This window comes from Methanoculleus sp. UBA208 (assembly GCF_002498065.1).
Classification (GTDB): Archaea; Halobacteriota; Methanomicrobia; order Methanomicrobiales; family Methanoculleaceae; genus Methanoculleus.
Map to the genome: position 1 here is coordinate 1 of NZ_DAFZ01000119.1, position 9548 is coordinate 9548.

The following is a 9548-nucleotide window of genomic DNA, read 5'->3' on the forward strand; positions in this document are numbered from 1 at the left end:
CGAGTTGCGACGGGTCGTAAGAGCCGGAGCTCGAGCACCGGAGGTGCGAACGAAACGCCCCCGGGAAACCTTCATAACCCGGACGTTCCCAGTATCTGCATGGATCCGTTCACGGCCCCGGGCCTTTTCCGGGGCGAGGTCTCCGCCGCCGTTGTGCCGGCCGCCTCCCGGACCCTCCTTTGGGGTGAACGTTGCAGATGAGGCTGACGGTCCTCGTGGATAACGCCACCCTCACCGACCGCTACTTCCTCGCGGAACCCGGGCTCTCGATCTACCTCGAAGACGGGGAAACCCGCGTCCTCTTCGATGCCGGCTATTCGGGCATCCTCGTCTCCAACGCCCGGAAGATGGGGATCGACCTCCTCCGCGTCGAAGAGATTGTTATCTCCCACGGACACCTCGACCACACCTGGGGCCTCGATGCTCTCGTCCGGCTCCATACCGAGGCAATTCTTGAGGGGCGCGAGCGGGTCGAGCCCACGTTTATCGCCCATCCCGATGCGTTCCTCACCCGGAGCTGCGACGGCGTCGGGGAGATCGGGTGCCACCTCTCGGTCGAGGAACTCTTCCGGCACGGGAAGGTCCTCCTCACCGCGGCCCCCCTCTGGCTGACGGAGAACCTGGTCTTCCTCGGCGAGATTGAGCGGCGGTTCGAGTTCGAGCAGGCACCCTCGTGCGGCTACATCTACACCCCCGACGGCATCCGGGACGACACCGTCGCCGACGACACCGCGCTTGCCTGCAAGACCGCGGAGGGGCTCGTCGTCATAACCGGCTGCTCGCATGCGGGCATCTGCTCGATCGTCGAGCAGGCGCGCGAGATCTGTGACGAGGACCGGGTCGCGGACGTCATCGGCGGGTTCCACCTCCTCGATGCGCCGCAGGAACAGATGCAGGGCATCCTCGACTATTTTACGGAGGTGCGGCCGGCGGCGCTCCACCCCTGCCACTGCACCGACCTTGCGGCAAAGATTGCTCTTGCAAAAGTAGCGGACGTCCGGGAGACTGGCGTCGGGTTGACCCTCGAGTACGGGTAGATCAGGGGGCTGGTTCCCGGAGCCCCGGGATCTCCCCGTGCTCCTCCTCGTAGGCGCGGACGGCCTCCGGGGCACCGAGAAGGAAACGGCGGGCGTTGTTGTAGACGGCAGGGTGTGCGCCCGCATCGAGGGAGGCAAGGAGGTCCGCGAGCACCGCGACGGCCGGCACCCGGCGGCGGGACTCCATCCCGTCGATGAACGCGAACGCATCCAGAGCCCGGACGGTGCTGTACTCGTTGACCGGGGCGAGCCGCCGGAGCACCTCCGCGAGGTAAGCCCGCCCTTCTTCGGTCTCGAGCGACCGCTTCCTGTTCAGCGCGAATCTCCCATACAGCGCCCGCTGCTGATCGGCCTGCTCTATTGCAAAGGCGGGCGAGGATTCGATCCGCTGCAGGATGGGAACGAGGTCTTCGCAGTCGCTCCCGGCGACGGTGCCGAGGAAGGATTCCCACGCGACGGGGCTTTTCGCTGAAACGGCCGCGAACGCTTCAAGGATCTCCAGCCGCTCCGGAGCGCCGCTCTCAAGGATCAGCGAAAACGCGGCGAGGCGGTCGGTTGCGGCCGCCGCCTCCCGGAACTGGCGGAAAAGCAGCCGGTGGACCTCGAGGGTGTCGAGGGTGGCGAGGATCGCGAGGCAGGCGTTCTTGCGCTGCCGGTTCCTGATCGCCGCCGCCTCTTCTTCCAGGGAGCCCGGCCCGCCGGGAGCGCTCGCCGCCGCCTGTTGGTAGACGCGAAGGAGGGTGTCGCGGTTCCGTCTGGCGACGGCGGCAAGAATCGTTTTCCGGGCATCGTAGAGCGCCCGGTAGTGGTGGGCGAACCGCTCGTCGTCGACCGAGGCGAAGACGGTCAGGAACTGCCCGCCCGCCTCCTCCATGAGGGAGTCGTCGGCGAGAAGGGCGGTGCAGAGGTCGGCGAACCGGCCGGAGACCGCCGCGTGCGGGTCCTCGAGAAGCCGGAGCATCTCCCGCTCGGCGAGTGCGAGGAACGCGGTGAACCGGCCGACGATATCGGTGTCCTTCAGGACCTGGAGGTAGAGTTCGTCCTCCGGCGGCCGGTATGCCGTCTTCCCGTAGAAGGAGTAGCCGCGGTTGAGCGAGAGGAACGCGGGCGGATCGACGCCGTCGATGACGATCTCCCCTGCCTCGTCCGCGATCCTGGCGGTCGTATCCACGATATCCCGGCCTTCGGCGTCGACGAGCGCGAACCGGAACGGGAACTCCCGGAGACGGCCGCCGGGCGAGCGGCTCTGCTGGTAGGCGAGGGTGAACCGCCGCTCGCCCGGGTCGTACGCGGGGGTCACGGTGAGGACCGGGTACTCCTCCTCCTTCAGCCAGACCGCCGCCATCCCCGAGAAGTCCATGCCTGAGGTCTCCTCCATGCAGCGGATCCAGTCGTCGCGGGAGGCGTTCGCGTGCCGGAACCGGTCGTGGTAGCGGCCGAGTCCTTGGGCAAACATCTCCTTCCCCATCAGCGTCTCAAGCATCCTGACGAACTCGGGGGCTTTCACGTAGGTGACGCCCGTGATGAGGTCGTTCGGGTCATTAAAGCCGTCCGGCTCGATCGGCATCGAGCCCGCGCCGCGGTCGAGGGCGAGCGTCCCGGCCGCAGGATCGAGGAGTTCGAGCACGGTCTTGAGGCGGGAGTAAGCCTCCCCGAAGAGGTAGGCGTGGTACTGGTTCTCGACGTGGACCGTCACCGCTTCGTTCAACCAGATCTCGAACGGGCTCCTCCCCGTCACCTCGGAGCCGTTCTCGTTGTGGTAGTACTCGTGGACCTTCACCCGGATCATGTACTCGAATGCCGGGTCGGTCGTGTCCGGGCCGGGCATGATCCGGTTTGCGGCAATCGTCGTGTTCCCGACGTTCTCCATCCCGCCGAAGTCGGAGTTCTGCATGGCGATCTCCCGGTAGATCGCTCCTGTGTAGGCGTAGCCCGGTGTTATGGTCGAAATAAGTTTTTTAAGCGTCTTTCTGGACTCTTCAAGTTTCGAGAGGTCCCCGGAGCGTTTCGCCTCGTCCCGCACCCGTGTCAGGCGCCAGATCTCCTGCCGGGTCTCGCGGTCGCGGTACTGTGCGGGGCCGGTGAAGAGGTGGACCCACATCACCGCGTCCGCGAGGATGTCGAGCGCACGTTCCGCCGCCGCCGCATCAGAGCCGGGTTTTGCGAGGAGTTCGAGTGAGAACGTCCGCCCGTCGGGGTACTCGAACTCCCGCCGGCAGGTGTCGTAGCACCCCACCCCGAGGAAGAAGAGGTAGGGAGCCATCGGGGTTCTCGTATTCTCGTACTCCTGGACGGAGCGGCCGAGTCCCAGGTAGTACCGCGGTCCCGCGGGGTCGCCGTTCGATATGATGTTCGTGTAGCCGTCGTCCGCGACGATCGCCGTCGTGTAGGTGCACTTCGCGGTCATGTCGTCGAGGCATGGGACCAGCCGCTGGAACCCCCACTGCTGGCACTGGGTGATCTGGGTTGGCGGCCCGCCGGGAGAGACCCCGTCGTAGTAGAGGCCTTCGAGGACGTGGCTGCTCGGCCGGCAGATCGTCTCGGTATCGAGGGTGAACCGGGTCCGGGACGGGACGGGAGGGTCGAATGCGACGGTGAGGAGTGCGGCGCCCTTATCGTAGGTGTAGGTGACGGCATATCCGGCGCACGCGACGCGGAGGACGTCGAGATCCCGGGCGTTCAGGGCGAGGGACGCAAGCGGCGCGTCGAGTGTCTCGGCGGTGAGGGCGGAGACGACCCGGGTGTGGCCGTCGTAGACGTCGAAGGCGAGGTCCATGTGGACGACCCGCACGGGGAGCGCCCCGAAGTCCTCCGGGTAGTAGCGAAAGAGCCTCCCCCGCCCCTTCTCTTCCCCCGTCAAAGGTCCGCCTCGCCGGTGATCTCGCGGAGCGCACGGCGGATCGCCGTCCGGACTTCGGGCTCCTCCTCGCCCTCGAGCGCGGCGGTGAGGGCGCTTGCCGCCTGCGGGTCGCGCAGTTTCCCGAGTGCATCGGCGGCGGCCGTCCTGACGTCCTTCTTTTTGTCCGCGAGAAGGGGGAGGATCGGCTCGACCGCGCGGGTGTCGCCGAGCTCGCCGAGCGACCAGGCGGCACCGCGCCGCACCCACCGGTCGCGATCGGCGAGGAGGGGCAGCAGCGGCTCGACGGCCCGCGCGTCGCGGAGTTTCCCGAGCGCCTGCGCGGCGACCCAGCGGACTTCGTTCTCGCGGTCGGCGAGAGCGGCGATCAGCGGCTCGACCGCCCGCGGATCGGCGCACCCCCCGAGTGCCTCGGCCGCCCGCAGCCGGTAGGGGGTGCTCTCATCCGAGAGCTGCTCGATGTACTTGCCGATGTACTCCTCGCGCCGCTTCTCTCTGTCCTCCATAAGGCGTTTTACCGAGCGTTCCATCTCAATCCCTCCAGGTTATCGCCGCACACCAGATGTCGTTTGCGGTATATAGCACCTGGCACGGCACCCCTCCGTGTTGCAGGTGTCGGATTCGCCGTCGCGCGCAACGGTTACGCCGTCTCCTCTTCTTCTTCACCGACAACGTCGAACGCGACGATCCTGTAGCTGTAATATCGCCCGTCCGGGGCAGTGAAGGAGAGGAAGACCATCAGCCCGCGCTCGTCCGAGATCCAGAGTTCGGCGTCGTCGTCGACGGTGTGACAGTCGAAGCCGAACCTGATGAGAGCCTCCTCGATGGCGCTGTCGGCCTCCATATCCTGGACCATCTCAAACGTCGCGGCCAGAGGATACTCCCGCTCCTCGAGCGCAGATACCTGAAGCCTTGCCTGCTTCTCCGCGAGGAGGAGATTATCCAGGGTCGCCATGATCTCCTGCGCGACCAGATCCACCTCTTCCAGCCCCATATCCGTACCTTTGACCTGTCGGTATATAGTTCAGGAAGTCCCGCCGCGGCACAGTGAACCAATCCCTTCCCCCGCCACGATCCCGGAAAAATTATTTCCCAAACATGGCCGGGTACGTCTCCATCCTCGCCACGGCGTCGCCATAACGAAACCCTAAAACATCCTGGTGCCGATAGAAGGCTGATGGCAGAAGGCAGGCTCAAGATTGTCGTATTCGGCTCCTTCAATGCAGGAAAGTCCAGTTTTATCCAGGCGCTCGACCCCCGCAGCCGCCACATCGAAGCAACCTCGAAAGAGGGTCCCACGACCGTTGCGTTCGATTTCGGCAGGCTCCAGGTGGGAGACCAGGCGGTCTACCTCTTCGGGACGCCGGGGCAGGAACGGTTCGAGTTTGTCCGGCAGATCCTCTCGCGGGGGATGGACGGCGCGATCATCGTCGTGGACGCCACCACGGGAGTGGACGCGATGACCCGGCACCTCTACGGCCAGTTGAAGGCCCTCCAGGTGCCGCTCGCGTTCGTGGCGAACAAGTGCGACAGTCCGGGTGCGGTGCCCGAGGCTGTCTGCCGGGATCTCCCCGGAGAGGTGGTGCATCCCATCTCCGCGCGGAACGGCGATAACGTCCATGCGGCACTCGATGCCTTCGTGGCAACCCTGGCCGCCCGGTAGCGATCATTTTTACTGCCTGCGGGTCGTTCTTCTCTGCACACAATGACCCGCAAAGAGACCCATATCAGGGAGGTTGCCCGGCTGCTCACGAGTTTTCTTTCGAGCGGGAACGCCGGGGATCTTCTCGCCTACCTGGTCGCGGGAAGCAATCTCCCCGGACCCCGGGCAAACCTGGAGCTCGCGGATGCGTTCGGCGAGACCGTGCGGGCGTTCGCGGTTGCCGATGCCGACGATCACCGGAGCCTGTGGGACCTCTGTGTCGAGCTCGCCTGCGTTTCCCCGGAGGATGCACCGACGGGAGACCCGCACGAGTTCCTCTCGTTCTGCGGCGTTCGGGGTATCGGGGCGATCGGGTCCGTATCGCCGGCATGCGTCGAGGCGGCGCTCCAGCACCTCGCGGAGGCTTCCGTCGATCCGCGGTGGCGGATCAGGGAGGCGGTGGCGATGGGGCTTCAGGACCTCCTCTCCCGGCAGCGGGATACGACGATCCCGGAACTGGAAGACTGGGTTGAGGGAGGCTCCTGGCTCACCATGCGGGCCGCGGTCGCAGGGATTGCCGAACCGGACCTCCTCGCGGAACCGGACCTCGCGCAGACGGCGTTCAGGCTCCACCGCAAGACCCTGATCCGTGTCTATACCGCAAAGGAGAGGCAGTCCGAGGCTTTCCGCACGCTTAGAAAGGCGCTTGGCTACACGCTCAGCCTGGTCGTCAGCGCTCTTCCCGGGATCGGCTTTGAGTACCTGCGGCAGCTCGCGACCCTCGACGACCAGGATATCCGGTGGATTGTGAGAGAGAACCTCAAAAAGAACAGGCTCGAGAAGCAGTACCCCGAGACGGTGCAGCACATCCGGGCGCAGATGGGGTAGAGGGGGGCCGGTAGTCGGTGAAAGCCGGTGATATCCCCTTACTGATCCCGAGTCGACAGCAGATGCATATCCTCTGACGTTTTCTGGTCCCTTAGTCTACAATCGCCGACGCCGTCTCGTCGAAGGGATTTGTCCGCATCGCGAGCGAGAAGAGATACGGGTAGTTCTTCTGCAGGTAACGCATGTAGTCCAGCCACTCGCGGATCAGGAGTCCGTAGATCCGTTCGAGGTCGCCCGCGAGATGGGCCGTGTCGGTCTTTGGCAGATCGGAGAAGCCGGGCCGGCGCTGCAGTTCTTCGCTGAAGTGGAATACCGCCCGGAGGAGCTCGGTGAACGTCTCGTGCTCGAGGAGCGCAGGGTTCTCCAGCAGCCGCAGGAGAAAGTCCTCGCGCGACCCGAGGAACCGTTTGAGGGCGGCGAGATCGATGTTCTCCATCCCGACACGGCAGGGATGCCGCCTCAGCTGCTTTGCAACCTCCCGGAACGTCTCGTCGGTCCAGGTATCGTCGACCAGCAGCAGCGGCCGGATCCTGTCCAGGTCGGGGTCGTTATTTGAGATGTAGGTCAGGAGCTCGCTCCCGAGAGCCGAGAAGAACGTCCCGATGACCATGTTCAGTTTCTCCATCCTCTGCCGCCGGTCGCGGGACGCGAGCACCTGGTGGAAGACGAGCGTTACCAGGAGGACCTCGAGCGGGAGGAACGCGATATCGCCGAGTGTGTAGATGCTGATGTGGAAGAAGTCCCGAAAGATCAGGAAGTGCACGGCGTAGAGCACGACCGAGAGGAGGATCAGCCCCATCCCGAAGGCGATCAGCCACCGTCTTTCGTCCATCGTGAGGGTCTATGTACACCCGGATCCCATGAAACCCGCACCCCCGGGTAGAGCGAGCTCACCTGCCCCACACCCCGTAGCGCTTCCACGCCTCCTCGACGTGCAGCGCCTGCATCCCGAGCCTCCGGGGCGCGTCGACGTCGTTTTTGGAGTTATCCCCGATGAAGAGGACATCGGGTGCGGAAAGCCCCATCCGCCCGAGAGCCGCTGCGTATACCCGCGGGTCCGGCTTCTGGTAGCCGAGGTCTGAAGAGAAGATGACGAAGCCGAGACGGCCGTAGAGCCCGAGCGCCCGTATCTCGCGCTCCGAAAAGACCCGCTGCCCGTTCGAAACGACCCCCGTCTTCTTCGTGGAGAAGAGGTCGAGCAGCCTCCGGCTCTTTTCGATGACGCCGAGGCGCCGGAGCGACGCGGCCCGAAACGCCCGGGCGGCCTCGATGCCGAGCCGCCCGCTGTCGATCTTCCAGACGGCGTGTTCGGCGCAGATACCCGCAAAGACCTCCTCGACCCGGACCTCCGGGTGGCGCTCCCCGGTACGGTCGGCCGCTTCCCTGACCCGGACGGCGTAGAGCTCCTTCAGGGCTTCGGGCATGATCCGGACGCCCTGGTAGATGAGCCACCGCGAGAGGCACCGGTAGGTCTCGATATCGCGTTCGTCGGTCAGGACATCGATGAGCGTCCCGTAGCAGTCGAAGAGAATCCCCGCTACCGGTGGACCGCGGCCAGGCACGCCTCAGCCTCCGCTAGAAGCCAGTCACGTTCCGCCGTCCGCCAGGGCAGCCGGGCGATCCTGAGGTAGCCGAGCGCCATGAAGAAGGGGAGGACGGCGGTATGGCGCCGGAACTCTTCTTCGCCCTGGCTGTAGTGCCAGAGCAGGTGGCCGATGTAGTCTTCGGCCCTCGCGCTGCTGCTCCCGTCCGATGTCTTGAGCTCCGAGGCGAGGATGCCGAGGTCGCGGACGGGGTGGGTGTGGTTCCGGGCCCCCTCGAAGTCGATCGCGCAGGTGTCCCCGTCGAAGAGGTAGTTGCTGAGCGTGGCGTCGCCGTGGGTCATGCAGCCGACATCGGGGTCAAGCCGCGTGCCGTGCCACCACGCCCCGAGCAGGCGGTCGAACCGTTCCCTCCGGCGAGCCGGGAGGGCGATCTGGTCGAGCACCGCGTGGAAGTAGGCGAAGTCGCGCTCCCGCTTGCAGGAGGTCCGCGTACTGTCGTGGAGCCGGCGGAGCAGGTGCGCGACGCCGGTAAGGGGGTCGTAAAGGGATACCCCCGCCGCGAGGAGCTCGCGTATGGTCCGGCCGGGGACATATTCGGTCACGAGGACGGATTGGAACCGGCTGTTCGTGGCGATAGCATGAGGGACGCGGATCCAGCCGGATACGTGGCGGAGCCGACGAAACTCGTTCCTCATCGCCGCATCCGCGTTGTAGGTGGTCTTCGCACCCGTCGGCGCGCCGAAGAACTTGCCGACCACGCTGAGTCCGGTGCCGGCGAACTCGTACCGGCAGACGACGTGCGATGCAGGCTCTACCCGGTAGACCCGGATCTTACCGCGCCACCCGGCCAATCGGTCGGCGAAGGTTCCCGCGAGCCAGTCACCGAACGCATCGCCGGGTTCCAGGCGTCCTACCTTCCTCTCGACGATCAACTGCTGTACCACCGGTAGTCACCGGGGTTCTGCAGGGCAATGAAGGTAACCGTGGCACCGGACCCACACCTTTTTTACCGCCATGACGTCTTAACGGGGTACCGGTGCATTCCGGGAGTGACGAGCCATGATACCGTTTCGTGAGTATCTCGAGATGATCAGGCCCGCCGTCAACCGCCGGATCGAGGAGGTGGCGAGCGGCGAGGGCGCGATCGACCCCGGCGTCCTCCCGCTCCTCGTCAGGGGAAAGCGGATGCGGGCGGGCCTCCTCCTCCGCATCCACGCCGGCCTTGCCCGGACGACGGTGCCCACCCGCCAGGCGCTCGACCTTGCCTGTGCCGTCGAGCTCGCCCACGCCGCAAGCCTCATCCTCGACGATATGCTGGACGGGGACACCGTCCGGCGGGGAGCCCCGTCCCTTCACCTCACCCGGGGAGAGGGGCGGGCGGTTCTCGACGCCGTCGGCATCCCCGCTCTCCCCTATGTTCTCGCGGCCCCCTACGGTGCCGGATACGTAACGATGCTCGCGTCGGCCCAGCAGAGTATGGCCCGGGGCGTGGCCTGGGAGATGCTCGGGGGACCGGAGATCCCTGCGGCCGAACTTTACGATGCGATCGTCGCCAGGAAGACGGGGTGCCTCTTCTCGCT

General features: G+C 65.8%; 10 protein-coding genes. 4 read left to right on the forward strand and 6 right to left on the reverse strand.

Annotated elements, in window-relative coordinates; translation table 11 throughout:
- Nucleotides 1-197 precede the first annotated feature (197 nt).
- A complete protein-coding gene (locus BRA62_RS12355; protein WP_292367058.1) occupies nucleotides 198-1037 on the forward strand; it encodes an MBL fold metallo-hydrolase in 840 nt (279 codons plus the stop codon).
- A gap of 1 nt (nucleotide 1038) precedes the next feature.
- Here BRA62_RS12355 and BRA62_RS12360 read toward each other — a convergent pair whose 3' ends face one another.
- The 3 genes from BRA62_RS12360 to BRA62_RS12370 form a co-directional block, all read right to left on the reverse strand.
- A complete protein-coding gene (locus tag BRA62_RS12360) occupies nucleotides 1039-3897 on the reverse strand; it encodes a M1 family metallopeptidase (protein ID WP_292367060.1) in 2859 nt (952 codons plus the stop codon).
- A complete protein-coding gene (locus BRA62_RS12365) occupies nucleotides 3894-4424 on the reverse strand; it encodes a HEAT repeat domain-containing protein (RefSeq protein WP_292367062.1) in 531 nt (176 codons plus the stop codon). Before BRA62_RS12365 ends, BRA62_RS12360 begins: the two co-directional genes overlap by 4 nt.
- 110 nt (nucleotides 4425-4534) lie before the next feature.
- Nucleotides 4535-4888: a hypothetical protein gene (locus BRA62_RS12370; protein ID WP_292367064.1), complete on the reverse strand. Its 354-nt coding sequence runs from the start codon at nucleotides 4886-4888 to the stop codon at nucleotides 4535-4537.
- 183 nt (nucleotides 4889-5071) lie between these two features.
- Between BRA62_RS12370 and BRA62_RS12375 the strand changes: the two genes are divergently transcribed.
- Together BRA62_RS12375 and BRA62_RS12380 are read left to right on the forward strand one after the other, a co-directional pair.
- Nucleotides 5072-5557 (forward strand): GTP-binding protein, encoded by a 486-nt coding sequence (locus tag BRA62_RS12375; protein ID WP_292367066.1) that lies wholly within the window; start codon nucleotides 5072-5074, stop codon nucleotides 5555-5557.
- 42 nt (nucleotides 5558-5599) lie between these two features.
- Nucleotides 5600-6424, forward strand: a complete 825-nt coding sequence (locus tag BRA62_RS12380; RefSeq protein ID WP_292367068.1) for a hypothetical protein — start codon at nucleotides 5600-5602, stop codon at nucleotides 6422-6424.
- A 91-nt stretch (nucleotides 6425-6515) separates the two neighbouring features.
- Here the strand turns inward: BRA62_RS12380 and BRA62_RS12385 are convergent, their stop codons facing one another.
- The 3 genes from BRA62_RS12385 to BRA62_RS12395 are packed head-to-tail and all read right to left on the reverse strand — an operon-like array spanning nucleotide 6516 to nucleotide 8912.
- Nucleotides 6516-7256 (reverse strand): hypothetical protein, encoded by a 741-nt coding sequence (locus BRA62_RS12385; protein WP_292367070.1) that lies wholly within the window; start codon nucleotides 7254-7256, stop codon nucleotides 6516-6518.
- A gap of 58 nt (nucleotides 7257-7314) precedes the next feature.
- Entirely contained in the window at nucleotides 7315-7986 is a 672-nt protein-coding gene (locus BRA62_RS12390) for an HAD family hydrolase (RefSeq protein WP_292367072.1), read from the reverse strand.
- The gene (locus BRA62_RS12395; RefSeq protein ID WP_292367074.1) at nucleotides 7962-8912 is read right to left on the reverse strand and encodes a phosphotransferase; all 951 of its coding nucleotides are present in this window, start codon (nucleotides 8910-8912) and stop codon (nucleotides 7962-7964) included. Before BRA62_RS12395 ends, BRA62_RS12390 begins: the two co-directional genes overlap by 25 nt.
- Nucleotides 8913-9027: 115 nt before the next feature.
- On the opposite strand from BRA62_RS12395, the gene BRA62_RS12400 reads away from it, so the two are divergent.
- A partial coding sequence (locus BRA62_RS12400; RefSeq protein WP_292367076.1) for a polyprenyl synthetase family protein occupies nucleotides 9028-9548 on the forward strand: 521 nt, incomplete at its 3' end.

Bases quoted from the DNA above. Each gene is read 5' to 3' on its own strand.
- BRA62_RS12370 (WP_292367064.1), bottom strand. From the start codon at position 4,888: ATGGGGCTGGAAGAGGTGGATCTGGTCGCGCAGGAGATCATGGCGACC.
- BRA62_RS12365 (WP_292367062.1), bottom strand. From the start codon at position 4,424: ATGGAACGCTCGGTAAAACGCCTTATGGAGGACAGAGAGAAGCGGCGC.
- BRA62_RS12355 (WP_292367058.1), top strand. From the start codon at position 198: ATGAGGCTGACGGTCCTCGTGGATAACGCCACCCTCACCGACCGCTAC.
- BRA62_RS12375 (WP_292367066.1), top strand. From the start codon at position 5,072: ATGGCAGAAGGCAGGCTCAAGATTGTCGTATTCGGCTCCTTCAATGCA.
- BRA62_RS12380 (WP_292367068.1), top strand. From the start codon at position 5,600: ATGACCCGCAAAGAGACCCATATCAGGGAGGTTGCCCGGCTGCTCACG.
- BRA62_RS12385 (WP_292367070.1), bottom strand. From the start codon at position 7,256: ATGGACGAAAGACGGTGGCTGATCGCCTTCGGGATGGGGCTGATCCTC.